Consider the following 25,972-nt stretch of genomic DNA (forward strand, 5'->3'; position numbering starts at 1 on the left):
GTATTGAGTTTGTCTCCGTCCTGAAGGGCACGACGAAAGGCAGAGGGCGGTGCTTACCGACGTTTCGGGAGGGTGGCGCCGCAGGCACATCTTGCTAGCCAGCGGAGCGTGAAAGGCTCATTGGCCACCTCGATGCCGAAAGGAGCACCCGTGCTTGCTTTTCCTCGGTCTTGGTGTCAGGCCGGAGGCCAGGGCAGAGAAGTCCCCCAAAGGCTGCCAAGGCGAATTCGCGTACGCAGGGAAGAGGCTACCTCATTCGCAGAGGCCTCTAAGAAAGCAAGCCGTGCCTTCCTGGTCATCCGCCAGGCCGGTTTCGATGCCGACGAGTATCCTTATCTGCTTACGAAGACCCCCGAGGGGATGGTTCGGCTCTTTAGTGGGCATCGGCTTTTCTGGTTTTGTCATTTCCTTCGTGACAGGCTGTTGAGCTTGTTGACAGATGCGCAGCCCGATGCAACGGCCACCGACTCGATCAGGTCTTACCGGGCTTTCGGGCCTGATATGCTCAAGATTCGAACATTGCTGGCCAACGAATTTGCGCTGTGGGGCGAGACCATGCTGGCGTACCTGTGAGGGGTTGAGGCTCTGCCGGGTGTCCATCTCTTGTGCCGGGGGAGTGCAGCACCAGGTCAAGAAGACTGCCCGGAAGCAGCTTGCCTCACTTCGTCTGCAGGCTGGTGGCACGCGACTTGCAGGCCAAGCACCGGCTCAAGATGCCCACTGCACCGGGAGGCGCATGAAGCCGCGAAACGCCCTTGCCCCTCTCGGCCGTCGAGCCGTTTCTTGATCGAGAGGTTTTGGTGGGCGCAGGCAGAGGGAAAGAGTCGGTGTTGTTGCTCGCCTACAGAGGCCCGTGGCGGCGAGGGAAGTCAACGGAGCATATCTGGAGTGTCCCCAGCGTAGGCTGTGCGTTAGTCCGTCCATCGGGGTCGCATGACGATTTCGCCGATGAGCGCTTCTTTGAGCTGGGACTGGGAAGCTTTTACGCCGCAATCTGCATCGACGTTCTGGAGGGCATCGCGCAGGACGTTCAGGCAGTGGGTTCACGCCCTGCTCGGGCCAGGCGGCCGATTGATCGTCGTAGCGCCCGCTCGTCGCGCGCTCTACGGGTCGCTCGACGAGGCCTTCGCACACGTCAGGCGCTATGAAAAGGCCGAGCTGGAAGCCAAAGCCAGGGAAGCAGGGTTCGAGATTGAGAAGGTCTACTTCCACAATGCCCTGGGAGCCGTCGGCCGGTTCTTGAATGGGCGGGTGCTCAGGCGAAAGAGACTTTCGAGATTCCAGGCGCAAGTCTTTGACAACCTTGTACCCGTGCTTCGACGCGTGGAACGCCACATCTCGGTTCCCTTGGGACTGTCGCTGATCGCCATCTGCCGAAAGCCGTAGCTCTGAGATCGGCCGGTGGATATGGCGCGGGAGTGCCAAGGTGATCACATCGAGTGGTAGGTGGCGTTGCTCCTCGCTGATCACATGAGCACACCAAGAGGAGAATAGTGAGGCCATGAGAACGTCACGTCTGTTTCTTACGCTGCTTCTTGCGGCGAGCGGGTTGCCACTTTCCGCAGAGGCCCAGAAGCACAATCCCCCCTATCCGCGCGTGGTAGCAAGCGGCCCCGGGGGGATCACCTTCGGCGAGACCTCCATCGGGGCCAAGCCCATGATCTGGGCGCAGTACGACCTGGCCATCGTCTATGCCGATGTGGGACGGGGAGGCCCCGAGTATGCGGCGCTTCTCCGCCAGTACAATCCTGACATCGTGATTCTGGGACTGGTGAGCACCCAAGGGGTGTGGCCAGGAAGCGACCCGGTGGAGTTCCATGCCCTGCACTCCTACTCCACCGTCACCACCGAAAGCGTTGGCCCTGGCTCCACGTCGATCCCGGTGGCGAGCACTGCGACCTTTCCCAATGCGCCGTATTACATTTTTGTAGGTGACAGCCCAGTCTACTATCGCGGCAAGACGAGCACGGCATTCACCGGCGTGGCATCAGACCAACTTGGCACCACGTATCCGGCGGGCACCAAGGTCACGGCACCGGTGCGCTTCGTGGGCTTTGGCATGCTGCCCAACCTGACGGAGTACTGCCCGCTCGTCGATGGAAAGGCGGCTTGGCAGCATCTGGTGGACAAGCGTTTTGAGCGCGCCGACTTTACCAACTTCGACGGCACCGCCTGGGATGCTTTCCGCGAAACCTTTTGGGCGGAAGACTTTGATGATGTCGATTTCGATAACAACGGCAGGAACGATTTCGAAGAACATGGCCTGAACTGGATCAACGAGAAGTGGCGCGTGGGCATGACCAGTCTCCTGCTCTATGAGCGGCAGCGCTTTCAGCAGGTGCATCCGGGCAAGCCGAGCATCATCTTGGTCAACTGCGGCGGCGGTGGCGGCGAGGCAGGATTGTTTACCCTCGCCAACGGCATCGTGTGGGAAGGCTTTATGCGCTTTGCCGCCGGTTGGGGTGACCCGTGGGGGCTTTTTGCCAACATGCAGGCGTGGCTCAGCAACGGCCTCAAGCCCTCGGTCTACTACATCAAGGATTATGTCAAAGAAGCCAATGCCGAAACGGGCAAGAATGACTTCACCTACATGCGCTATGGGCTGACCACCGCCCTCTTGGGAGACTCCTACTATGGCCGTACGTTCGGCGACTATTACTACATTTCCTACTGGTACGACGAGTTCGATACGGACCTGGGCTACCCCACGGGCATGCCGCAACGCTTGGCCAATGGTGCCTACGTGCGCTTTTTTGACAAAGGCGCGGTCATCTGCAACCCCACCGGAACGACCATCACGGTGACGGATGCGGACCTGAGGAGCGCCTCCGGCTACGCCGGCCCCTACTACCGGTTCAGGGGAGGGCAGGACCCAGATTTCAACAATGGCTCTCTGTTTGCCTCTGTACAGCTGTACGGCTGGACTGCCGACAAGCCCAAGCGCAACCGCGGCGATGGTATTCTCTTGTTCAAAGAACCCACGGTAGCGGTCAGCGACATCATCGTCGGCAACTACAACAACAACGACACCAGTCCAGGCAGTTCACCTGCTGCTTATGAAGGAAGATGGGTACCGATGAACACGCGCTGGATCAGCTTCGCTGGCAACAATCCCTACTACACACAGTGGACCGCGCCAGCCGACCAGACCCCCGAAGGGTACGGCTACTTCGTGGCTGCCCCGGGACAGGGCGAAGCCACTGCCACCTATACGCCGACCATCGGCGTGGCCGGCTACTACGAAGTCTTCGAGTGGCACGGGTGGCATGGCGATACGCCCTCAAGCTATCAGGAGGCGAGCAATGTGCCGTATGAGGTGGTGGTGAACGGGGAGGTCAAGCGTCGCGGCTTTATTGACCAGACCGGCAACTACGGGCAGTGGAATCGCCTCGGTTTGTTTTACTTCCCCAAGGGCACCACGAGCTACGTGCGCATCAGCAACAACGCTAACGGCTACGTAATCTCGGACGCCTTGCGCTTCGTGTTCCGCGGCACAGAAAAGCAGGATACCACGCCGCCTTCGCCACCGAAGGGTGTGCGCGTGGAAAAACCATGACGGCGAGCCGCACGCACAGCCACAAGGGCCGTGTTGTTGCCCCGTCCCAGGAGAATGTCCACGGCGAGCGAGGCAGAAGATGAGCCTCATGACCCGGAGTCATTCCCGCTGGGCTAAGAGCAGGCTCAGCCGGGCCCTGGTCCAATCGGGCGCAGCTGCTCTCTGGTACCGCATGGTGACCCCGCGCCGGCCGCAGTTCCGGGTGCTGGGTTATCATAGGGTGACCAGGGAACCGCAGCCGGCAGGTACCATCGAGGAAGCGCTGGCTGTGCCGGTGGCAGAGTTTGTCCGCCAGATGGCCTACGTGCGACAGATGTTCTCGCCGGTACACCTGGAGGCCTTTGCCTCTTTCCGGCAGAACCCGCGCGCCTTTCGTCTGCCACCGCTTGCGGTGACCTTTGATGACGGCTATCGGGACAATTTCACGCTCGCGCTCCCTGTTCTCCAGGAGTTCGGCGTGCCCGCCACCGTTTTTGTCACCACCGGACAGGTGGGTAGGCACACGGTTTTCTGGTGGAATGAACTCAGCCACCTGGTGTGGAGGGCTCCGGAGGGTGAGTATTGCGTGGAACTGCAAGGGAGGGGACAATGCTTTCGGCTCGCACCCGCCGCTGAACGGCAGTCCGCCTTCTGGCGTTTGTTCCGCCTGCTGTGTAAGATGCCCGAAGTGCAAAGGCACACTACCCTTGCGCACCTCAGGAGCGAGCTTGGCCGAGGGGCGGAGACCGAGGCTCCGGCAGCCGAGATGTTGAGTGCCCAAGACATCGCCGAGGCGCCAGGCGACTTCCTCCGTTTCGGTGCGCACACCCTGCACCACGTGGTGCTCACCAAGGTCCCCGCCGAGGAGGCGCGTCGGGAAATAGTCGACTCCATGGCTCAGCTGCGGGCGTGGACCGGTAGGGAGGTGATTACTTTTGCCTATCCTTTGGGGGACGCCTCCTCCTTCGACGAACGGGTGAGAAACATGCTGGCAGAGGCTGGCATTCGCTTCGCCGTCACCACGCTGAAAGGGGCAAACACCCCAGCCCAGGACCCCCTGCTCCTCCGCCGCACCCTGATCGACGGCGCAGACGACTTTTGCACGTTCGTATGCAAAGTCGTGGGGCTTTTTGACGGTTACCACCGCTGAGGCGCGGCTCGGCACCACGGCGCACAGGGAAGTACTACGCTGCACATAGAAAAAAAAGGGCGTTGAGGTATGAGTTGGTCGAGAAAACGTTTGGTCCTGGGGGGCTTTATCGCAGGCTTTACCAGCTGTGCTGTGTTGCTTTTGGTGTTGGCCAGTCTTGCCTGGCAATACCGCTCTCGCCTCGCGTCGCGCTTTGCCCAGCCCTATGCGGCGCACCTGGTGGCGCAGGTCTTTCGCGCCGTGCCCGATGGCTACGTCACCAAGAATAGGGAGCGCGTCCTCGAGGTGCTTGACGCGTTCACCAATGCCGTGGCGCGCCGCCAAGTGAGCGAAGCCCAGATGCGCCGCGTCGCTTCGCTGGTGCTTGCCGCCCTGGCGGACGGCGCATTCAGCTACCAGGAGCTGGACCAGCTCCTGGAGGCCATGCAGCAGTCCGTTCCGGCGCTGCAGGCTGGGGGTCGTGAGGAGGGACGATGAAGAGCACGGCGCTGGCTGCTGGGTCATTCGTTCTGGGGGCAATATGCGGCGTGCTCGGCGCGATGACCTTGCGCCATGAGCTTTGGCCTTTGGCCGACCGTGTGGGCATTCTCCGCCTTTACGCGGGCGTCGGATTGGCGCTGTTGGTGCTGTTCGTGGGCTGGTACCTGCGCCTGCAACGCAGGTTCTCTCGCGCTCTCGATCCGCACACCGCTCAACTGTTCTTCTCTGCAGCCAATTTCTTCCTCGTGGCGCTCCTGCTGGGTGGTGCCTTCGCCTTGGGGTTGTTCTTCGTGGTTGCCCACTGAGGTGGGGGCAGTTCCCCGTCGCTCGTCGACTGTTCAGGTTACGTAACTGTCATATTTTTGCCCGGTGGCATAGCCTTTGCCCAAAGGGAAGCGAACGCGCCGGAAGCACCGGCGTAGCGCCCAGCTAACGTTAAGCAAAATCAAGTTGCTGAGAGGGGGCGTGACGCGCCGGAGCTGTCTTTGCAGTGAGATGGTGTCTTTGCGTGAAACACCCACGCTCGGGGTTGTGGAACTGTGGAGGGTACAAGGATGATGCTCAAGACACATGTGGTGCGGTGGGGGATGGTAGCGGTCCTCTTGGCGGTGGTGGCCGGCTTTGGTGCGGCGCAGACCATGGTTGACAATTTCAACCGGACGCAGCTTGGGTCGAATTGGACCGCCGATCCGGTCTACCAGATTGTCAACAATGAGTTGGCCAATACCAGCACAGTCTATCAATGGCCCGGGTATCTGGCGGTGTTCAACGCCATGACCGGGCCCACCACGGTCTCTTTCAAGTGGGGCACTACTGCCGACACCATTGGTACGCGGGAGGGAGCCCTTGCGGTCATGCTGGACGCCAACAGCGTGAATGCCAACGGGTACATGATCTGGCATCACAGCACCAACAAGAGGATTTACCTGTACACGATTGCCAATGGGGCCCCCGGGGTGAAAGTGGACGACAAGGCCCCCTATCTGCCTGCTCCCAAGGCCGGCCAGGTCATGAGGGTGGTGATCACCTCCGATGCCGCTGGCTATCGGTTCGACCTGTACATCAACGACCAGCTTGACGGCACGCTCACTGACCCGTTGAAGCGTGCTGGCAGCCTCAATGGGTATGCGGGCGTCATACTGAAGGGTAACCTCAATAACAACATCGACGATTTCACCGTGTCCAAGGCCGGCGGCGGTGCTGAGACGCGCGACGACTTTAACCGCGCCGACGGTCCCCCGGGCGCGAACTGGAGTGCCGACCCCGTCTACCAGATTGCCAGCAACGAGCTGGCCAACACCAACACCAACTACGTGTGGGGCGACCTTGCTATCTTCACCGCGCATCCGGGGCCGAATATGGTGCAATACACCTGGGGCGTGGGCGCGAACGCAGCCGGCATTCGCGAAGGCGCCTTTGCGGTGATGCTGGATAACGATAACCCTGATTCGGCGAACGGCTACATGGTGTGGCACGCGGGCACCCGCCTCTATCTCTGGACGATTGAAGGAGGTGTGCCCAAGACACCCATCGTGAACATTGCCGCGGCACTGGCAGCTCCCACGGCGGGTCAGACCGTTAAGGTGCTGATCACCGAGAATGCCAACGGCTACCATTTTGACTACTACGTGGACGACCAGTTCGACGGCCGTGTGTCTGATCCGTTGAAACGCGTGGGGAGCATCAACGGCTACGCGGGTGTCATGCTCAGAGGCGGAGTTGACCTCAACAACAACATCGACGACTTTGTTGCCGCCACCGTGGTGGACAACACGCCACCAGCAGCGGTGACCAATCTCGCGGTCAGCGCTACCACTGCCAGCTCTGTGACCCTGACCTGGACGGCCTCCGGCGATGACGGCACGGTAGGCACGGCCGCCTCCTACGACCTGCGCAGGTCCACTTCGCCCATTACCGCCGCCAACTTTGACGCGGCCACCCCGGTCACCGGCCTGGGTACGCCTAAGGCCTCCGGCAGTGCGGAGACGTTCACCGTCACCGGTTTAAACTCGGCGACTACGTACTACTTTGCTCTTAAGGTGATCGACGATGCCGGCAACAAGAGCGACATCTCCAACGTGGTAACGGCCACCACGCAGAGCCCGGTGCGCTACGCCACCTACTGGGACACTTTCGAGCGCACGCAACTGGGTGACGATTGGGCGGCAGATCCGGAGTATGTGATTGAGAACGGGGAGCTGAAGAACAGCGTGACCACGGGCACCGCTGCCTGGGGCTATGCGGCGGTGTTCACAAAGTTCCCCAAGCCGCGTGCGGCGATGATCGTATGGAGCGAAACGGCGACCACTGCCGGTATTGGCCAGGGTGCCCTCTGTGCGATTATGGACCAGCCGAATCCCAATGCCAATGGCTACATGATCTTCCACATTGACACCAGGCTCTTTCTCTACACGCTCAACGCGGGCAACCCCGGCGTGCAGGTGCAGTTGCTGACAAATGTGGCCACGCAACCGGCGGCAAGGGACACCTTCAAGGTGGTGTTCAGCACGGATGCCACCGGACACCACTTTGACGTCTACAAGAATAGCACCTTTGTGGGGCGCCTCAATGATGCTTCGCGCCTGATCAATCCGGCCACCTGGTATGTGGGTGCCTACCTCAAGGGCGGCGCCGGGTACGGCGGTGCCAACAACATCGAGGCCTTCGGTGTGGAATTGCAGGCCACCGAACCCACCAGGGTGGAGTACTGGTCGGGCGATGCGCAGACTGGGCGCATCGGCGAGGCTTTGCCGCAGCCCCTCAAGGTGCTCGTCACCGATGCCAACAACGTGCCGGTGCCGGGTGTGTACGTCGACTTTGCCGTCACCAGTGGGGTGGCAAGCTTGAGCACCGATATCACTTCCTTCGACGGCAACATCTGGCTAGAAGCGGAGAGCGGCATGGTGGAAACGCCCATGGTGCGCATCGCCGATGCAGACGCTGCGGGCAGCATGTGCGTGGGCGTGCCGACGCTCAACACTACCAATGACACGGGCAAGGTGGAGATTCACTTTTTCGTGCCGCAAACCGGCAACTACTACCTCTGGGTGCGCTACAAGGCCCCGGACAACCTGTCCAACTCCTTCTACGTGAAGAAGGACAAGGGGGCGTACGCCCTGGTGAACCTCACCGTGTCCACCACCTGGGCTTGGTCCAAGTACGCAACGGCGTTCAACTTTACCAAGGGTGGACACAGCATCACCCTGAAGAATGCCGAGGACGGGACGCTCATCGATAAAGTTCTCTTGACCACCTCGACGACTTACACGCCCTCTGGTCAGGGGAGCTTGGCGACCACGTACTCAGACAAACTCACTGACGGCGACGGCCTGGCTTCGGCCATCTGCACGCTGGGGCTGCAGGTGGGCACGGTCACGGTGGAGGCGCGCGCCTACTATCGTGGGGACCAGCTCACAGGGAGCCCTGTAGTCTTTACCGAGTCGGCGGTAGGCGGCGAGGCGAGCCGCTTGGTGTATGTCTCAGGTGATAGCGTCTTCGGCCAGGCGGGGCAACGATTGCCGCAGCCGTTCGTGGTCAAGGTAACTGATGCCTTTGGCAACGGCGTGCCGAACGTCGCGGTCACCTTCTCCATCCTGGAAGGCGGCGGTACGCTGTCGAACGCGCAGCCTGTAATGACTGACAACAGCGGCCAGGCATCCACCTACCTGACCTTGGGCTTTGGCTCCTACCTGCAGCGGGTGCAGGCCAGTGCGCCCGGACTGGAGGGGTCGCCCATCATCTTCCGCGCCTATGCCACGGGCCTGAACCTGGCAATGTCCAAGGTGAGTGGCGACGGACAGTCCGGAACGGTGGGCACCGTGTTACCCCAGCCCTTGGTGGTCAGGGTGGCGCACGTGACCTCAGGCGATCCGGTGGCAGGCTTCCCGGTGACCTTTGTAGTAACGGCAGGGGGCGGGGAGCTTGATGGGAGCGCGACCACGAAGGTGGTGACGACCAATGCGGAGGGCCGGGCCTCGGTGACATGGACGCTGGGTGATGCCGCCGGTACCAATACCTGCGAAGCCAGGGCTACCGGCGTGGGCGGTTCACCCTTGGTGTTCACGGCGACTGGCCAGCCCGGCCCGCCGACCACATTCACCAAGATCTCGCCATTGGAGACAGTGAGCGGGCCGGTGGGCATGCCCCTGGATGAGCCTTTCCGCGTGCGCGTCACTGATGCCAAGGGGAATGGCATCCCTGGACACCAAGTCCGTTTTGTGCGCACCATGGGTAGCGGCACCATGGACGGCATGACCGAGCGCAATGTGGCCACCGACGCGCAAGGGTATGCCCAGGTGATCTACGTGATGGGCAGCGCCCTCGGCGAGACGAACCGCGTGGAGGCCTCCGCGCAATACCAGGGCGCGCACTTGGCGGGCTCGCCGGTGGTCTTTACCGCCATTAGCACCGAAGGGGTGGCGCATCAGCTGGCCAAGGTCTCTGGCGACGGCCAGAGCGGAACAGTGGGCACGGTGCTACCTGCGCCGTTTGTGGTGCGGGTCACCGACATCCTGGGTAACCCGATCGCTAACCATCCGGTGCGCTTTGCGGTCATCGGCGGTGGCGGCAACATCGGTGGGCAGACCTCTGTGGAGGTGCCAACGAACGCCGAGGGGTTGGCGTCGGTCACGCTCACTCTTGGGCAGGTTGCAGGTCGCGAGGTGCACGTGGTAGAGGTGACCTCGCAGCGGAACCAGGTGCCCTTGCAGGGCTCGCCCAAGTACTTCAAGGCCTCGGCTACCCCAGGCACGCCCTCGCAGCTCGTCTACGTGTCTGGCAACTACCAGAGCGCTGCCGTGGGCACCACTTTGAACGACCCGCTGAAGGTGAAGGTGGCCGATGCCTACGGCAACGGCATCAGGGGACATCTGGTCACCTTTAAGGTCATCTCTGGAGGCGGCAGTTTTGCCGGCATTCCGGAGCAGAACGCGTACACGGACAGCTTCGGCGTCGCCATGGCGTTCTTGACCCTGGGGACGCAGCCTGGGCAGAACAACAACGTGGTCGAAGTGTCGGCCAAGCAGAGTGGCGTCCACCTGGACGGCTCGCCGTTCACCTTCTACGCGACTGCCTCTCCGGGCATTGCCGCTGCGCTGCAGTACGTGTCCGGGCGCAACCAGTCGGCCGAGGTAGGCACCGTACTCCCGCAGCCGCTGGTGGTGAAGGTCGTGGACAGCTTCGGCAACGCAGTGGTCGGGCACAATGTCACCTTCTCGGTGATCGAGGGTGGGGGTACTCTTGCGGGACAGACGCAGAGGAACGTGCTCACGCTCTCCGATGGCACGGCACGGGTGGTCTACACCTTAGGCACGGTCGCCGGGACGCTGAACAATCTGGTGCGCGCCAGCGTGCCAGGGCTATCCGGCTCGCCGGTCGATTTCTACGCCACTGCGCTCCCGGGCCCGCCCGCGGCGCTGATGGAGGTTTCCGGAAACGGGCAGACCGGCGCGGTAGGTACGCCGTTGCCGCAGCCGTTCAAGACAAAGGTTGTAGACAACTATCAGAACCCGATCAACGGTCACATCGTCACCTTCAGGGTGTTGAGCGGTGGTGGGAACCTGGCCGGGGCCAGTCGTCGCGATGTGTTCACCGACACGCAGGGCATCGCGCAAGTGACGCTGACGTTGGGCGCCACCCCAGGGGTGAACAACAACGTGGTCGAGGCGACCAGTGTTGCTCGCGACAGCACGCCTCTGCCTGGCTCGGGCGTCCGCTTCATCGCCTCGGCCACGGTGGGAGCGCCCAATAAGCTGGTGATAGTCAGTGGCAACAACCAGGAAGGCATCGTGGGCAACCCGCTGCCGCAGATGCTCACCGTCAAGGCAACCGACTCGCAGAACAACCCCATCGTCGGCCACTCGGTGACGTTCAGGGTGATGGCCGGCGGCGGCACGTTGGACGGCCCCACGGACACGTTGCGGGTGGTACAGACCGACGTCGAGGGCAAGGCGGCAGTGTTCCTCATCCTGGGCCCGGTTGCCGGGCAGAACAACAACGTCGTGCATGCCATCGCCACCTACGGCGGCAGCCAGTTGTCTGGTTCGCCGGCGGTCTTTGTCGCCTCGGCGCGAAGCAGCAACGCCACTGCCATCGAGAAGGTCTCGGGCGATGGCCAGTCAGCGGCTGCGGGCTCGACCCTGGCGCAGCCCATCCGCGTGCGGGCCCGCGACAGGAACCAAAACCCGGTTGCAGGCCACCCAGTGACCTTCAGGGTGGTGACAGGCGGCGGTGTGTTGAACGAGGTGGGCAACATCGTGGTGGTCAATACAGGCAGCGACGGTATTGCCGAGGTCACCTGGAAGTTGGGCACGGTGGCGGGCACGAATAACAACACGCTTGAAGCGACGGCAACAGATGGCGTGAACCCGCTGGCCGGCTCCCCGTTGCTGTTCACCGCATCGGCTTTTGCCGGCCCGCCCAGCGCCCAGGCCTCCACCATCACGGCCACTTCTCCCATTCCCGCGGATGGTGTGAGCAAGTCGCCCATCACCGTCAGGTTGCGCGACCAGTACAACAACCCGGTGCCTAACGCAGCCGTGATCATCAACGCCACGGGAACCAACAATATCATCACGCAGCCGATGAGCCTCACCGACCCCAATGGCGAGACCCAGGGCTATCTTGCTTCGACGAAGGCGGAGGTGAAGGTAGTGAGCGCCCGCGCCGTGACCCATGGCGTTGACCTGCTGGCTACCGCCCAGGTGCGCTTCACGGCGCTGGCCGCCGCGCGCATCGCCGAGTTCGGTGGCAATGGCCAGATCGGCAACATCGGCACCGTGCTTGCCAATCCGCTGCAGGTGCGAGTGACTGACCGCAATGATAACGGCATCGTTGGCTATGCGGTGCAGTTTGCGGTGACCGCCGGCGGTGGCAGCATTGTCGAGCCGCAGCCGGTATATACCGACAGTAACGGTGTGGCACAGGCCCATTGGATCTTGGGGCGGACCGCCGGCTACAACCGCGTCGAGGCACGCGCCCCAGGTCTTAGCGGCTCGCCAGTGAGCTTTACTGCCTTCGGCCTGGAGCCGACGCCAGCGGCGATTGCCATCCACTCCGGCAATGAGCAGACCGGCATAGCCGGGCGGCTGTTGCCGCAACCGCTGGTGGTAAAGGTGACCGATGCCGCGGGCGTGGGGGTCTTTGGTCGCGCCGTGAGGTTTGATGTCATCCTGGGCGACGGGGCCCTGGTCACCCCTGCAGTGGACACCACCGATGCCTATGGCTTGGCGGAGACCTATCTGACCCTCTCGCGAAGCTCCGGATTGAACCTGGTGCGCGCGACTTGTCAGGGTCTGACCGCCACGGTCACCTTCACGGCCTACGCCGGGTCGGACGTAGCTACTAAATTGGAAATCTACTCTGGTGACAAGCAGGAGTACGTGGTGGGTCGGACGTTGCCGCTGCCGCTGGTGGCAAGGGCGTTGGACAAGAACAACAATCCCGTCTCCGGGGTGCCCGTCACCTTTACGGGAATTCAGGGCAATGGCACCCTGCCCAGCGACAACACGCGGCTGACCGACAACGAGGGAAAGGCCAGCATCCCGTTCACTCTGGGCACCGCCGCGGGTACCTACCTGGTTCGCGCAGCGGCTCTGGGCTTGACCCCCGTCGTCTTCACGGAGACCGGCTTGCCGGATGTGCCCGCGAATCTGATCTACGTCAGTGGCAACGGCCAGACCGGTAGCGTCGGGCGGGAGACGGTCTTCCCGTTGCAAGTGCGTGTGACCGACCAGTACGGGAACCCCGTGCCCAACTCCTCGGTCACCTACGTGGTAATCCAGGGTGGCGGCAGCATTGTCGAGCCGCAGCCGGTCTACACCAATGGCAGTGGCATTGCTTCGGCGCGCTGGCGGCTCGGCCCGACGGTGGGTGAGAATAAGTGCCTGGCCTACAAGCAGGGCTGCCTCGGCTCGCCCATTGAGTTCACTGCCGTGGCAGTGGAGAATGCCTTCCCGCAGCTCGTGTTGCCGTCGGGCATCACGGTGCAGGAGACGCAGCGGGTGCGCTTCACGGTGGTAGCGACCGACGCCGACGGCGACCCCCTCACCTATCACGCGCGCAAGCTGCCCGCAGGCGCCACCTTCGACTCCTTGGGCACGCGGGTGTTCGACTGGACGCCCAACTATGCGCAGGCTGGGGTCTACTACCCGGTCTTCATCGCGCGCGACAACAAGGGCGGCATCGGCATCGACTCGGTGCGTATCGAGGTGCTAAACTTTAACCGTCCGCCGCACATCGTCGGCTACTCGCCGGTGTTCGACCAGATCACCATCGTGCAGCCGGATTCGGTCACCTTTGTGGTGGAGGCGGCTGACTTGGACGGCGACTCGCTGCGGTACGAATGGACCGTGGCCGGCATCATCACTTCCACCGCGAGCACCTTCGTGCTCAGGTCGACGCTGTTCTCCATCGGCAACTATGACGTCAAGGTGAAGGTGAGCGATGGGTATGACACCATCGAGCGGACGTGGCACGTGCGCATCACCTCGACGGCCGTGGAGCTGGAGAGCTTTGCGGCGCGGGCCGTTCCCTACGAAGGGGTGGTCATCGAGTGGAAGACCGGGTTCGAGGCAAACAACGTGGGCTTCCACATCCTGCGGAGCTGCGCGCGGCAGAGCGGCTATGTGCCCGTGAACAGCGAGCTCATCCTCAGCAGGGATGACCGCACCTACACGTTCGTGGACAAGACCGCCAACGAGGGAGGCGCGTACTACTACAAGCTCGTCGATGTCGACCGGAATGGGACGCGTACGGAACATGGCCCGATTGCCGTGCTCGCACCGGTGCCGGCCAAGTATGCGTTGTCCCAGAACTACCCGAACCCGTTCAACCCGGTGACGACCATCCGCTACGAGCTGCCTGCCGCCGGCCGGGTGACCGTGAAGATCTACAACATCTACGGCCAGCTGGTGCGCACCCTGGTCGACGAGCAGGTGGCCGCAGGCTACCACACGCTGCTGTGGGATGGGCGCGACGAGGACGGCCAGGCGGTCTCCTCCGGGGTGTACTACTACCGCATGGTCTCTGGCACCTTCGTGGAGACCAGGAAGATGGCACTGCTGCGGTGATGTCCTTCGATTGACGGTCTGAGACATTCTGGGGAACCAGGGCTTCCCTGAGCGACTGGATAAGCGTCTGCTGTCGCTTGCCCAGTTCCTTGTTCCCTCCGGGCCGGCACCAGGTCTGTTGGTGGTGCCGGCCTTTCCTTTTTTGGCGGCACCGTCGCCGCGAGAGTCCGGTGCCGCAGCTTCACGCTGGCTTGTTCGCCTCTCCTCGGCCGTGGATGAGTCGCGCGCGCAGTCGCCTGGCAGTCACCGAGCGCGAGACTCCTGCCTGCCTTCATCCCCCTCAGCTGCTCTTGGCCCAACTCGTGTCGTGCTCGGCGCGACCGCGGGAGAAAGTAACAGGGGAAAGCCGCCGGGGCGCAAGAATGTGCTTGTTTTTGAGCGCCGGAATGATATATTCGAGACGGCAGAACGGCCCAGGGATCGGAGAGGGAGGCAATGACAAAGGCGCTGCGCATATTGCAGAAGATCCGGGAGGACCATGTGTCGGGCGCATCCGTGCTGGCAGCAAAAGCGGCCGCCTGTTTCCTGGCGTTCTTGGATGAGCGCCGACAGGTCCCTCCCGCGCGCGTGATGGAAGGGCTCATCGACCTTGGCTGCGCCCTGTTGGCCGCGCAGCCGGGGAACGGCCCCATCTTCAACCTCGTCAACTCGCTCCTCTTGCGTTTGAGCGGGGAGGTGAGCGAAGGGGAGGACTCCACCGAGCTTCTCCGGGTGGCCCGAGGCCATGTCAATTCCTGGCTACAGGTGTCACACGTGGCGTTGTGCGAGATTGCCGCGGCGGCAGGGGCCCTGATCAAGGACGGGGACATCGTTCTCACGCACAGCTACAGCAGCTCGGTGCTTGCAGGTCTGAAACAGGCCAAGGCGGCGGACCGACGCTTCAAGGCCATCGTCACCGAATCGCGTCCCCTGCTGGAGGGCAGGCTGCTGGCCAAGGAGCTGGCAGCCTTGGGTTTGCCGGTGACCCTGTTGGTGGATGCTGCTGCGCCCGCCTTGGTAGCCGACGTGAATCTTGTACTGGTCGGCGCCGACATGGTCACTGAGCACTTTATCGTCAACAAGATTGGAACGCGGGCAATTGCTGTGGCGGCACAACAGGTGGAGGTGCCCGTGTTTGCGGTCAGCGAGCTGTCGAAATGCCTGCCGCGGGCGCACGCGGGGGGATTCCAAGCGGAGCGGCACCCGCGACAGGTGTGGGCGCGCGCGCCACGCAGGGTTGAGGTGCGCAATATCAACTTCGAGGCTGTGCCGCTCGAGCTGGTTACGGGGGTGGTCACTGAACAGGGGGTCATGCGGCCCGCCGACATGCGGCTCTATGTCGAAGAGGAGCTCGCCTCTGGGGGTATCGCCCCTTGTCTGGTGCAGGGGGAATAACTCGCGCAGAGGCCCATGCCGATCCAGGGATATCGACCGTGCCTGCACAAGGCTGCTCTGGCGGGGCGGCAGGCGGCACAGGCCCCGAAAAGAATATTCACGGGCCGACCGGCTGCGGAGTCCAATGGAGGCATGCTTTCGTCGGCAACCAAGGCACTCCATCGGCAGCATGAATAAGGGAGCATGATGAGGAAGCCGGGGTGCTTGTTCACTCTTTGAGAAGCAAGTCTGCGCCGAGGTGGATTGGTTCGCGAGAACTGACCGGCGCTTTGCGGCCTCCGCAGACAGGCCGGACGAACGGGAAATCGTCGATGGCATAAGATGAGTAGGAAGGAAAAAGAGAATCTGGGGGAGCGCAAGGCGAAGAGCAACAAGCAGCCCGCAGGCTCTCAGGGCAGGCGAGTGTCGCTTGGGACCTGGAAGGTCGACAGCGAGGCGATCTTCGAGAGCATCTCTGACGGCGTTTTCACGGTGGATTTGCAATGGCGCATCACCTCCTTCAATCGGGCCGCGGAGCAGATCACCGGGGTGCCGCAGAGCGAAGCGCTTGGCCGTCTATGCTGGGAGGTGTTCCGCGCCAGCCTCTGCGAATCCGACTGCGCCCTGCGCCGCACCTTGGCGAGTGGCCAGCCGGTGGTCGGCCAAACCGCTTACATCGTCACCGCCCGAGGCGAGAGAATTCCCATCAGCGTTTCCACGGCCGTCTTGCCCGATGCTCAGGGCAAGGTGATCGGTGGTGCGGAAACCTTTCGCGACTTGAGCGAAGTCCAGGCCCTGCGCGAAGAGCTGGAGGGACGGGCCCGCGTTGGTGAGCTCTTCAGCCAGAGCCCGGAGATGCAGAAGATTTTCGCTGTGCTCCCGGCTATTGCCGCAAGCCCCTGCACGGTTCTCATCACAGGCGAGAGCGGGACGGGGAAGGAGCAGTTGGCGCGTGCCATCCATGCCTTGAGCCCAAGAGCAAAGGGACCCTTTGTGGCGGTCAACTGTGGCGCTTTGCCGGAGACACTCTTAGAGTCGGAGCTGTTCGGCTACACAGCGGGCGCTTTCACAGGCGCCACCAAGGACAAACCCGGCCGTTTCGCCTTGGCAAAGGGCGGCACGCTCTTCTTGGACGAGATAGGCGACATGACGCCTGCCCTTCAGGTGCGGCTTCTGCGGGTGCTGCAGGAGCGAACCTACGAACCGCTGGGCGCCGTGCGAAGCGAACAGGCCGATGTGCGTATCATCGCGGCCAGCAACAAGGATCTGGCGGCGCTGGTGAAAGTGGGGAGCTTCCGCGAGGACCTGTATTATCGCATCAACGTCGTGCGGCTGGACCTGCCGCCTCTGCGCAGGCGCAGGCAGGACATACCGCTGCTCATTGAGCAGATGATCGAGCGGTTCAACCGCTTGCACCACAAGTCGATCCGTGGAGTGAGCAGCGATGCGCTCTCCCTGCTCATGGCCTACGACTGGCCTGGGAATATCCGCGAGCTGGAAAATGCCATTGAGCACGCCTTCATTCTCTCTCAGGGGGAGCTGATAGAAATGGTGCACTTGCCTCCGGAGCTTACCGGTGCCTCGCACCCCTTCCGGCCGCAGGGCGAGGGTCGTCGCCCCGTCAGCGACGCGCAAAGAGCCAAGGCCCTCGTGGAGGCGCAAGCAATCCAACGTGCGCTGGAGCGCCACGGTTATAATCGCGTGGCTGCCGCTCGCGAGCTGGGGATGCACAAGAGCACCCTTTTCCGCAAGATCAAACGCCTGGGTCTGGTGTTGCCGGAAAAAGGCGGGCGCTCGCGCCGCTCAGTGGCAGTCGTGCGCCTCTGTTTGCTCGGGAGAGTCGCACCGGTGCGCCTCGTTTGGCTGCCTGGAGATGTCTCATGTCTCATCTAACTGCTTGTCATGTGGGGGGTTGGAATGCTGCACCTCGTGGGATCGCACATGGCACGCCTGTTGCAAAAGCAACGGACGGCGGTAACGGTCTAACGTGAGGGAGTCGCGTGCGGGTGGCCTTTTCGGTGTGGGGAGAGTACATCTCTCCGGTGTTCGATGTCGCGCGCGAGCGGCGTGTCCAGGTGCTGGTTTGTGGAGCCATCTCGCGATGGCTTCATGCAGCCTTGCGCAGCAGTGGCGTTCGCGTTATCCCGTTCGTCGCTGGCAAGGTGGCCGATGTTGAAGCGGCTTTCCTCACGGGCGCACTTGGCCGGCCAGAATTTGTCATGCCAGGGTGCTGTCACCGCCATGGGAGCTTTTCTTTCGGCCGAAAGGAGCGTGCCATGCGTGCAAGACAAGGAAGAGGTGGAGGTCAAGGCAGGGGGCAAGGCCCGGGACCATGCGGCGGCTTTGGCGGGCCAGGCGGCTTCAGCATCTGCCCGCAATGTGGTCACCGCGAGCCCCACGAACGGGGCGTCCCTTGTCAACAGAGGGTCTGCCCCCAGTGCGGAACTCCCCTCGTGCGAGAACAGTAGCAAGACGGAGGACGTTATGCCACGAGGTGATCGGACAGGTCGCATGGGCATGGGGCCCATGACCGGACGAGCGGCCGGTTACTGTGCTGGATTCCCCACGCCTGGGTATGCGAACCCCTTGGGACGGTGGGCATGGTGGGGAGGTGGCCGCGGCTGGCGGCACTGTTTCTACGCCACCGGTCTCCCTGGGTGGCTCCGCTTCGGGCGATGGTTCTGGGGCATGCCGGTATCCGCCCCGGAACCGGAAGTGGAGAAACAGGCGTTGAAAGCCCAGGCGGACTGGCTGGAAAAGGAGCTGCAGGCTATAATAAAGAGACTCGAGGAGTTGGAGGCCTCCGGCGAACAGCAGTAACTTGGCTGCAAGAGGCGACACCCCGTCCCGCGCCGAGGGGCGGAAGTAATCCTGTCGCAAGGCAGTCACTCACCACCTCCCCAAAATGGCAACTGGCGAGGGGGGACTCGTGCCGTCTGCCTGCGTGGCCCTATTGATGTGGAAAGGAGCACCGAAGAGCGTGCCGAACGATTCCACAAGTACAGAGCCGAGGACCGTGTCCATACAGGTCGAGGACTTACGCAAGGCCTTCGGCGAGGTGCGCGCATTGGACGGGGTGTCCTTCACCGTCTATCAGGGCGAGCTGTTCGGCTACCAGAGCCCCAACGGAGCGGGCAAGACGACGACCATCAACCTGCTCACGGGTCTGGCCAGGCCGGACAGCGGTTCCATCCGCATCGCCGGCATCGACTGTGCCGCTGACCCCAAGGCTGCCCAGCACTTGATCGGCGTGGTTCCGGACGAGAGCAATCTCTACCCGGAGCTCACGGGCTTTGAGAACCTTTGTTTCTGCGCGGCGCTTTAGGGCGTGAGGAAGGCGGAGTGCGAGGCGCGAGCAGAGGCGCTGTTGGACAGCTTTGGCCTTGCAGAGGCAGCGCACCGTCGGTTCGCCGGCTACTCCAAGGGCATGAAGCGCAAGCTGACCATTGCCGCTGCCCTCATTCACCGGCTCCCTCTGCTTTTCCTCGACGAGCCGACCACCGGCATCGACGTGGCCAGCGCCAGGCACATCCGGCAACTGATTGCCAAACTGCACGAGGAAGGCACGACCGTCTTCCTGACCACCCACTACATCGAAGAGGCGGAGCGGCTCTGCCAACGCATAGCGCTCATTGTCGCCGGCCGCATCGTGCGTATCGACACCGTGGAGGCTTTGCGGCAGGACTCCCAGCAGCCGTACGTGGTGCACCTGGTTCTTGGCAACGCGGTGCCGGGCCTGCTGGAAAAGCTCGCCGCCGCCTTCCCGAACTTGGTCTTCTATGACCGGCAGCCGGACGTGATCCGGGTCGAGTCGCCGCTGCCGGTGCGCTGTCTGGAAGAGACTGGAGCCGAGGTCAGAGAGGCAAAAATGGTGGTCCCTTCACTGGAAGAGGCGCTTGTGCGCATCACCGGCATCGAAGCGGAGGCCATGCGCCGCGATGCCGAGAAGAAAGGGGGCGAAGGATGAGCCACTGGATAGCCTTCTGGAACATCCTGCGCAAGGACATGCGCACCTACTACCTCAAGCCTCCGAACATAAGCTGGGGGCTGATCTTCCCCCTGGCGTGGGCGGCGATGTTTTTCATCAAATCGGGGAGGGGAATGCAGGATGTGTTGTCGGTGCTCCCCGGTGTGGTGGCCGTTTCGATCCTCTTTGGGACCACCTCCATGCTGGCCGTTACCGTCACCTTCGAGAAGAGGAATCGTTCCTTTGAGCGCCTCCTCCTCGCGCCTATCCCTTTGGAGTTGCTCATGTTGGCCAAGACCAGCGGCACCATTATCTTCGGGGTCCTCAACGCGTTCGTGCCGGTTGCTATGGCGGCATTCGTTGCCGATGTGGCAAACATCGCCTGGGAGATGTTTGTCCCTGCCGTGCTCTTGATCGCCGTGGTCTCTACGCTGTTTGGGCTGTTCATCCCGGTGAGCGTGAGCGAGGTGTTCGAGGCTCAGACCTTTTCCAACTTTTTCCGCTTTCCGATGATTTTCCTCTGCGGGCTGTTTTTCCCCGTGGCGAAGCTTCCGATTGTGCTGCGGCCCGTTGCCTACCTCCTGCCGCTCACCTATGGGGCCGATATCCTGCACGGGGCAATTGGAGGTGCGAACGCTTATCCGGTGTTGTTCGACTTTGCGCTGCTCATGGGCTTCTGTGCAGGGCTGTTCGCCCTCACGCTGGCGAATGTCCGACGGCGATGGATTGCTTGAGCGCTTGACCCTGTGGCTTCGCGGCAAAAGTGCCCGAAGAGGTGTTTGGAGATGGAGCAGAACGAACGGGTGTTGGCTTATCAGCGGAACGAGCTCACCGAGCATGAGGTTTACAAGCGCTTAGCGCGAGGGGCCTCTCCGGAGAATCGGGATGTGCTCGCCTCCATCGCCGCAGATGAGCTCCGCCACTACCGGGAGTGGCGAAAGCTCAGCGGCCAGGACGTCAAGCCGCGCTGGCTGCAGGTGGCCCTGTTCGTGCTCATCGGCCGCCTGCTCGGTCTGACCTTTGCCCTGAAGTTGATGGAGAAAGGGGAGCGACTGGCGCAGGTTGAATATGGCAAGACCTCGCAGGAGCTGAGCGCAGCGGAGGCCCTTGGCCGCGAGGAAGAGGCACATGAGGCCACATTGCTGGCACTTCTCAACGAGAAGCACCTCCACTACGTGGGAGCTATTGTCCTCGGTTTGAACGACGCGCTGGTAGAACTGACCGGCGGCCTTGCGGGTCTGACGCTGGCTTTGCAGCGCACGCGACTGGTGGCGCTCTCCGGCACTGTGGTGGGTCTGGCGGCGGCCATGTCCATGGCGGCGTCGGTCTATCTTTCCGCCAAGGCAGAAGCGGGTGACAAGGAGCCGGCGCACTCTGCGGCCTACACCGGCATCGCCTACGTGATGACTGTTGCCGTGCTCGTCATGCCCTTTTTCTTGCTGGAGAAGGCTCTTGTGGCCCTTGGTCTGGCCTTGGCAGCGTCCATCCTCATCGTGGCGAGCTTCACCTTCTACACCGCGGTGGCGCTGGACAGGCCCTTTGGCCGGCAGTTTGTGGAAATGGCCGCCATCAGCTTGGGCGTTGCTGCGGCCAGCTTTGCCGTGGGCTATGTTGCCCGTGCCCTGCTCGGCGTGGAGGTGTGAACCGGAAAGCAGCGTTGCCGGCCCCGGGTTCGAAGAGTCGCCAGCTGTGCGACAAGAAGAGGAGCGAAGGAAACAAGATGACTGGATCGCAAGAGGATGCACACGATCTCTCCGCCCAAGAGGCGATGGAAAGCTTGGAACTGGCCAAGCGCCTGGCGCAGATCGGCTACAAGATTCTGGTGCTCTCCGGAAAGGGAGGCGTAGGGAAAAGCACGGTCGCTGCTAACCTGGCCGTGGCTCTGGCAGCCATGGGCAGGCGCGTGGGCCTCCTGGACGTCGACTTTCACGGCCCCAGCATCCCCAAGCTGATGGGCTTGGCGCAGCGCAGCGTGGCCATCGAGCAGGGGTCGATATTGCCGGTGGACTGCGGCCCCCACCTCAAGGTGATGTCCTTGGGCCTGCTGCTGCACAGCGAAGAGGATGCCGTCATCTGGCGGGGCCCCTTGAAAATGGGGGTGATCAAGCAACTGCTCAAGGACGTGCAATGGGGCCGCCTGGACTACCTGATCGCGGACAGCCCTCCTGGTACAGGCGATGAGCCGCTTTCGGTGGCGCAGCTCCTTACGCCGCCGGCAAGCGCCATCGTGGTGACCCAGCCTCAGCAGCTTTCCACTGCAGACGTGCGGCGCTCCATCCGTTTCTGCCAGCGGGTGGGTCTCCCTGTTTTGGGCGTGATTGAGAACATGAGCGGTTTTGCCTGCCCGCACTGCGGCACCCGAGTGGAGGTGTTCGGCAGCGGTGGGGGCGAACAACTGGCGCTGCAGGTGGACGTGCCGTTCCTCGGTCGCATTCCGCTGGACCCAAAGGTGGCGGAGTCTGGCGACCAAGGGAAGCCCTTTGTCGCCTACCTGCAGCAGTCGCCGATCGCGCAGGAGTTCCAGGCCATCGTGGAAAAGGTCCTCGCCGCCACCGAGAAAGAGGCAAGAGCCGAAGAGCCGGAAACCGACCCCGCCCAGACACCAGAGGCCCCTTCGAGCATCTGAGCTCCCGCTGCCTTCAGGCTCATCTCCACGAGCCTTCTCCCCGAAACGCCGCAGGTGCCGAGGAGCCTCAGTTCCTCGTGGCTTGGCACACGCCTTCTCTTTGCACGGGCGCAGCGTAAAGAAGCAGCCCGAGAAGCGCTTTCCTTTTCGCCAAAAACACCTTGTTTGCGCACTTCGTTTTTAGTAAATTTACCGGCCGTTCTGGGCACAACCATGTTCCAGGAAATCGCCAGCAAATTCGACGCGGTCATCAAGAAGCTGCGCGGCCACGGCAAGCTCACCGAAAAGAACATTGCCGAGACCATGCGTGAGGTGCGGCGCGTGCTCCTTGAAGCCGACGTCAACTACCGGGTGGTGAAAGACTTCATTGACCACGTGCAGCAGAGGGCCCTTGGCGTGGAGGTGATGCGTAGTGTTACGCCAGGGCAGTTGGTGGTCAAGATCATCCACGACAAGTTGACGGCGCTCATGGGCGCCAGCGAAGAGCCGCTGCGCCTCAGTCGTTGGCCCAGCGTGGTTGTGCTCGTCGGTCTGCAGGGTTCAGGCAAGACCACATTCGCCGGCAAGCTGGCGCGCCACCTTCGTCAGCGGGGGCGCAACCCTCTCCTGGTTGCCGCCGATGTACGTCGCCCTGCAGCCATCACGCAGCTGGAGGTGGTGGGCAAGGCGGTGGACTGCCGCGTGTTCAGCGCCCAGGCGGATGCCGTGGCCATCTGCACACAAGCCGTGCAGTTCGCCCGGCAGAATGGCTTCGACGTGGTGATCATCGACACCGGTGGTCGCCTGCACGTCGACGAGGAGCTCATGGAGGAGCTGGTGGCCATCAAGAAGGCCACCTCGCCGGACGAAGTGCTCCTGGTGGCCGATGGCATGACAGGGCAGGACGCGGTCAATGCCGCCACGGTGTTCAACGAGCGCCTGGACATCACCGGGGTGGTGCTTACCAAGATGGACGGCGACGCCCGCGGCGGCGCAGCCATGTCCGTGCGGGCGGTCACCGGCAAGCCCATCAAGTTCCTCAGCGTGGGGGAAAAGCTGGACGCCTTGGAGAAGTTTCATCCAGAACGGATGGCCTCTCGCATTCTGGGCATGGGCGATGTGGTCACCCTGGTCGAGCGCGCCCAAGAGGCTCTGGATCGCGAAAAGGCCGAGCGCCTGGAAAGGAAGTTGCGCCGCCAGGAGTTCACGCTGGAGGACTTTTACGACCAGCTGCAGCAGTTGAAGAAGATGGGGCCAGTGGAGGAGGTCATGGGCATGCTGCCGGGCTTCGGCCGCTTGCCCCTGCGCAACCTCACCCTCGATGAACGGTCGATGGTCAAGACCGAGGCCATCATCAACTCGATGACGCCGGAAGAACGACGACGACCGCACATCATCAACGGCAGCCGCAGGCGACGCATTGCCCGCGGCAGTGGCACCACCGTGCAAGACGTCAACCGCCTGCTGCGCCAGTTCCAAATGGTGCAGCGCATGGTCAAACAGATGAGCAGACCTGGCAGGCACATGGGCAGAACCTTGGGACTTTCCTGAGGCTCGTCCGTTGCCGTCATGGAAGCAAGGAGGATTGATTTGGCAGTACGACTACGCTTAGCGCGCGCCGGCAAGAAAAAGCAACCGTTCTATCGCATCGTGGCCGTGGATTCCCGCAAGGCGCGCGACGGAATGTGGTTGGAAAGGCTCGGCTACTACAATCCCTTGACCTCACCCCCGCTGGTGGAGCTGAATGAGGAGCGCGTCAACTATTGGCTGGACTGCGGGGCACAACCATCGGACACGGTACGCAGCCTGCTCGGCCGCAAAGGCATCCTCCTGCGCCGCGACCTGGTCAAGAAGGGTCTTGAGCCGGCGCGCATCGAGGAGGAGGTGAAAAAGTGGGAAGTGCTGCAGATCGAGCGGCACCGCCGCATAGAGGCTAAGGAGGCGGAAAAGCGCGCAGCAGCAGCGGCGGAGGGAGAAAAAGCCGAGCCAGAGGCCGAGCCGGAACCAGAAGCGCCTGCAGAGGCAGCACCGGCTGAAGGTGCCGAAGAGCCGGCCCCCGAAGCGTAGCCGCACGCAAAACGCCAGGCGGCACACGGCTGACCAGCCGTGACTGTCCTGGCCGGGAGGCAGAGATGCAGAGGTCAGGGCAAGAGCGTGAAGAACCGTCTGGCGCGCGCGAGCCTCGTTTCGTGGTGATTGGCACGGTCGCGCGGGCCCACGGCGTGCGCGGCGAGCTGCTGGTCACGCCACACACCGATGACCCGCGCAGATTTGCCGTCCTGCGCGAAGCCTATCTGCAGCGCGAAGATGGCCGGCGCTCGCGCGTCACGGTGCTCGGGGCAAGGGTGAGCACCAAAGGGGTGCTCTTGCGCCTGGCCGAGGTGGGCGACCGCACCGCCGCAGAGGCTCTCGTGGGCGCCGACATCGTCATCAGCCGTGAGCAGTGTCTGACGCTGCCGCCCGATAGCTACTACATCTTCGACTTGCTGGGCATGGCAGTGCGCACCACGGCGGGGCGCCTGCTGGGCACGCTCGAGGAGGTGGTTGACTTGCCGGCCAACGATGTGTGGGTGGTGCGCGATGCCGAGCGCGAATACCTGATTCCGGCCATCAAGGAGGTCGTCAAGAAGGTCGACTGCGAGCAACGGGTGGTCATCATCGAGCCCATCGCCGGGCTGATTGATGAGGAGCCGTAGGATGCAGATCCACGTCATCACGGCCTTCCCGAACCTGTTGCAGGGCCCGCTGGACGAGAGCATCATCAAGCGGGCGCGCGAGCGCAATATCGTGCAGATCTACGTGCACGACCTGCGCGACTTTACCACCGACAAGCATCGCAGCGTCGACGACTACCCCTATGGCGGCGGGCCGGGCATGGTGCTCAAACCGGAGCCGATCTTTCGTTGCGTGGACCATATTCTGGCAGAGTGCCGGCTGCAGCAACCGCGCATCATCTTGATGACCCCGCAAGGGGAGCGCTACACGCAGCGGATGGCCATCGCCCTTTCCACCGTGGAGGCGATGATCATCATCTGCGGACATTACAAAGGGGTGGACGAACGCGTGCGCATAGCGCTGGTCACCGATGAAATCTCCATCGGCGACTATGTGCTGAGCGGCGGCGAGCTGCCCGCAGCAGTGGTCATCGATTCGGTGGTCAGGCTGCTGCCCGGGGCCATTAGTGACCCGCTGTCAGCAGAGGGAGACTCGTTCCACCGTGGCATGCTCGACCACCCGCACTACACCAGACCAGAGGAGTTTCGCGGCATGCGCGTGCCGGAGGTGCTGTTGTCGGGCAACCATGCCGCTATCGAGCGCTGGCGGCAGGAGCAAGCATTGGAGCAAACCCGGCGCCGGCGAAAAGACCTGTTGCAGGGAATGGAGAACGAATAGTGGCCAGCGGCCACATCAACGGGAGGCTTTGCAATGAACAAGGCGGACCTGATCACCGCAGGGCAACTGAAAGAGGACATCCCCGACTTTAAGGCTGGCGACACGATTGCCGTGCACGTCAAAGTGATCGAAGGGGACAAGGAGCGCATCCAGATCTTCAAAGGGGTGGTGCTGCAGCGCCGGGGCGCAGGCATCAACGAGACCTTCACCGTGCGCAAGGTATCTGACGGCGTGGGCGTAGAGCGGGTTTTCCCCCTGCACTCTCCGCGCATTGCCAAGATCGAGCTGGTGAGGCGTGGGCGCGTGCGGCGTGCCAAGCTGTTCTACCTGCGCAAGCTCATGGGCAAGGCTGCCCGCATCGAGGAAGAGCGCTGAACCCAACCCCTGTGCGCTCCCAGTTAGACCATTATCGTCGTGACGA

17 protein-coding genes and 1 pseudogene are annotated in these 25,972 nt (G+C 62.7%); all 18 read left to right on the forward strand.

The genetic code is table 11. The annotated features are described in order from the left end of the window. The first annotated feature begins 1,071 nt into the window (after positions 1-1,071). Entirely contained in the window at positions 1,072-1,386 is a 315-nt protein-coding gene (locus NUW13_10450) for a hypothetical protein (GenBank protein ID MCR4439445.1), read from the forward strand. Between the two features lie 115 nt (positions 1,387-1,501). Next, positions 1,502-3,556 carry a putative glycoside hydrolase gene (locus tag NUW13_10455; GenBank protein MCR4439446.1) on the forward strand — a complete coding sequence of 685 codons (2,055 nt, stop codon included), beginning with the start codon at positions 1,502-1,504 and terminating at the stop codon, positions 3,554-3,556. A 79-nt stretch (positions 3,557-3,635) separates the two neighbouring features. After that, the gene (locus tag NUW13_10460) at positions 3,636-4,685 is read left to right on the forward strand and encodes a polysaccharide deacetylase family protein (protein MCR4439447.1); all 1,050 of its coding nucleotides are present in this window, start codon (positions 3,636-3,638) and stop codon (positions 4,683-4,685) included. A gap of 69 nt (positions 4,686-4,754) precedes the next feature. Further along, positions 4,755-5,162 carry a hypothetical protein gene (locus tag NUW13_10465; protein MCR4439448.1) on the forward strand — a complete coding sequence of 136 codons (408 nt, stop codon included), beginning with the start codon at positions 4,755-4,757 and terminating at the stop codon, positions 5,160-5,162. Then, positions 5,159-5,470 carry a hypothetical protein gene (locus tag NUW13_10470; GenBank protein ID MCR4439449.1) on the forward strand — a complete coding sequence of 104 codons (312 nt, stop codon included), beginning with the start codon at positions 5,159-5,161 and terminating at the stop codon, positions 5,468-5,470. Before NUW13_10465 ends, NUW13_10470 begins: the two co-directional genes overlap by 4 nt. 249 nt (positions 5,471-5,719) lie before the next feature. Continuing rightward, complete coding sequence (locus NUW13_10475) at positions 5,720-14,233, forward strand: Ig-like domain-containing protein (protein ID MCR4439450.1); 8,514 nt, start codon at positions 5,720-5,722, stop codon at positions 14,231-14,233. A 435-nt stretch (positions 14,234-14,668) separates the two neighbouring features. Then, on the forward strand, positions 14,669-15,607 hold the full coding sequence (locus tag NUW13_10480) for a translation initiation factor eIF-2B (GenBank protein MCR4439451.1): 939 nt from the start codon (positions 14,669-14,671) through the stop codon (positions 15,605-15,607). 321 nt (positions 15,608-15,928) lie between these two features. Beyond that, entirely contained in the window at positions 15,929-17,479 is a 1,551-nt protein-coding gene (locus NUW13_10485) for a sigma 54-interacting transcriptional regulator (protein ID MCR4439452.1), read from the forward strand. Positions 17,480-18,070: 591 nt separating this feature from the next. Next, the gene (locus NUW13_10490; protein ID MCR4439453.1) at positions 18,071-18,406 is read left to right on the forward strand and encodes a DUF5320 domain-containing protein; all 336 of its coding nucleotides are present in this window, start codon (positions 18,071-18,073) and stop codon (positions 18,404-18,406) included. A gap of 136 nt (positions 18,407-18,542) precedes the next feature. After that, positions 18,543-19,553 (forward strand): annotated as a pseudogene (locus tag NUW13_10495) (ABC transporter ATP-binding protein). Beyond that, complete coding sequence (locus tag NUW13_10500; GenBank protein MCR4439454.1) at positions 19,550-20,287, forward strand: ABC transporter permease; 738 nt, start codon at positions 19,550-19,552, stop codon at positions 20,285-20,287. Before NUW13_10495 ends, NUW13_10500 begins: the two are co-directional and overlap by 4 nt. A gap of 51 nt (positions 20,288-20,338) precedes the next feature. After that, a complete protein-coding gene (locus NUW13_10505) occupies positions 20,339-21,196 on the forward strand; it encodes a VIT1/CCC1 family protein (protein MCR4439455.1) in 858 nt (285 codons plus the stop codon). A gap of 77 nt (positions 21,197-21,273) precedes the next feature. Then, positions 21,274-22,179 carry an Mrp/NBP35 family ATP-binding protein gene (locus tag NUW13_10510; protein ID MCR4439456.1) on the forward strand — a complete coding sequence of 302 codons (906 nt, stop codon included), beginning with the start codon at positions 21,274-21,276 and terminating at the stop codon, positions 22,177-22,179. A gap of 213 nt (positions 22,180-22,392) precedes the next feature. Further along, positions 22,393-23,709 (forward strand): signal recognition particle protein, encoded by a 1,317-nt coding sequence (gene ffh, locus NUW13_10515; GenBank protein ID MCR4439457.1) that lies wholly within the window; start codon positions 22,393-22,395, stop codon positions 23,707-23,709. Positions 23,710-23,748: 39 nt separating this feature from the next. Beyond that, on the forward strand, positions 23,749-24,225 hold the full coding sequence (gene rpsP, locus NUW13_10520; GenBank protein MCR4439458.1) for a 30S ribosomal protein S16: 477 nt from the start codon (positions 23,749-23,751) through the stop codon (positions 24,223-24,225). A gap of 65 nt (positions 24,226-24,290) precedes the next feature. Continuing rightward, complete coding sequence (gene rimM, locus NUW13_10525) at positions 24,291-24,854, forward strand: ribosome maturation factor RimM (protein MCR4439459.1); 564 nt, start codon at positions 24,291-24,293, stop codon at positions 24,852-24,854. Between the two features lies 1 nt (position 24,855). Continuing rightward, complete coding sequence (trmD, locus tag NUW13_10530) at positions 24,856-25,551, forward strand: tRNA (guanosine(37)-N1)-methyltransferase TrmD (protein ID MCR4439460.1); 696 nt, start codon at positions 24,856-24,858, stop codon at positions 25,549-25,551. Positions 25,552-25,584: 33 nt separating this feature from the next. Further along, the gene (gene rplS / locus NUW13_10535) at positions 25,585-25,926 is read left to right on the forward strand and encodes a 50S ribosomal protein L19 (protein MCR4439461.1); all 342 of its coding nucleotides are present in this window, start codon (positions 25,585-25,587) and stop codon (positions 25,924-25,926) included. Positions 25,927-25,972: the final 46 nt, after the last annotated feature.

The sequence above is a fragment of the candidate division KSB1 bacterium genome (genome assembly GCA_024655945.1).
In the GTDB taxonomy this organism is placed as follows: domain Bacteria; phylum Zhuqueibacterota; class Zhuqueibacteria; order JANLFK01; family Oleimicrobiaceae; genus Oleimicrobium.

Coding starts and splice junctions, on each gene's coding strand:
- NUW13_10490 (MCR4439453.1), top strand. CDS start 18,071: ATGCCACGAGGTGATCGGACAGGTCGCATGGGCATGGGGCCCATGACC.
- NUW13_10460 (MCR4439447.1), top strand. CDS start 3,636: ATGAGCCTCATGACCCGGAGTCATTCCCGCTGGGCTAAGAGCAGGCTC.
- NUW13_10500 (MCR4439454.1), top strand. CDS start 19,550: ATGAGCCACTGGATAGCCTTCTGGAACATCCTGCGCAAGGACATGCGC.
- NUW13_10485 (MCR4439452.1), top strand. CDS start 15,929: ATGAGTAGGAAGGAAAAAGAGAATCTGGGGGAGCGCAAGGCGAAGAGC.
- NUW13_10470 (MCR4439449.1), top strand. CDS start 5,159: ATGAAGAGCACGGCGCTGGCTGCTGGGTCATTCGTTCTGGGGGCAATA.
- NUW13_10475 (MCR4439450.1), top strand. CDS start 5,720: ATGATGCTCAAGACACATGTGGTGCGGTGGGGGATGGTAGCGGTCCTC.
- NUW13_10480 (MCR4439451.1), top strand. CDS start 14,669: ATGACAAAGGCGCTGCGCATATTGCAGAAGATCCGGGAGGACCATGTG.
- NUW13_10505 (MCR4439455.1), top strand. CDS start 20,339: ATGGAGCAGAACGAACGGGTGTTGGCTTATCAGCGGAACGAGCTCACC.
- ffh (MCR4439457.1), top strand. CDS start 22,393: ATGTTCCAGGAAATCGCCAGCAAATTCGACGCGGTCATCAAGAAGCTG.
- NUW13_10510 (MCR4439456.1), top strand. CDS start 21,274: ATGACTGGATCGCAAGAGGATGCACACGATCTCTCCGCCCAAGAGGCG.
- NUW13_10465 (MCR4439448.1), top strand. CDS start 4,755: ATGAGTTGGTCGAGAAAACGTTTGGTCCTGGGGGGCTTTATCGCAGGC.
- NUW13_10455 (MCR4439446.1), top strand. CDS start 1,502: ATGAGAACGTCACGTCTGTTTCTTACGCTGCTTCTTGCGGCGAGCGGG.
- rimM (MCR4439459.1), top strand. CDS start 24,291: ATGCAGAGGTCAGGGCAAGAGCGTGAAGAACCGTCTGGCGCGCGCGAG.
- trmD (MCR4439460.1), top strand. CDS start 24,856: ATGCAGATCCACGTCATCACGGCCTTCCCGAACCTGTTGCAGGGCCCG.
- rplS (MCR4439461.1), top strand. CDS start 25,585: ATGAACAAGGCGGACCTGATCACCGCAGGGCAACTGAAAGAGGACATC.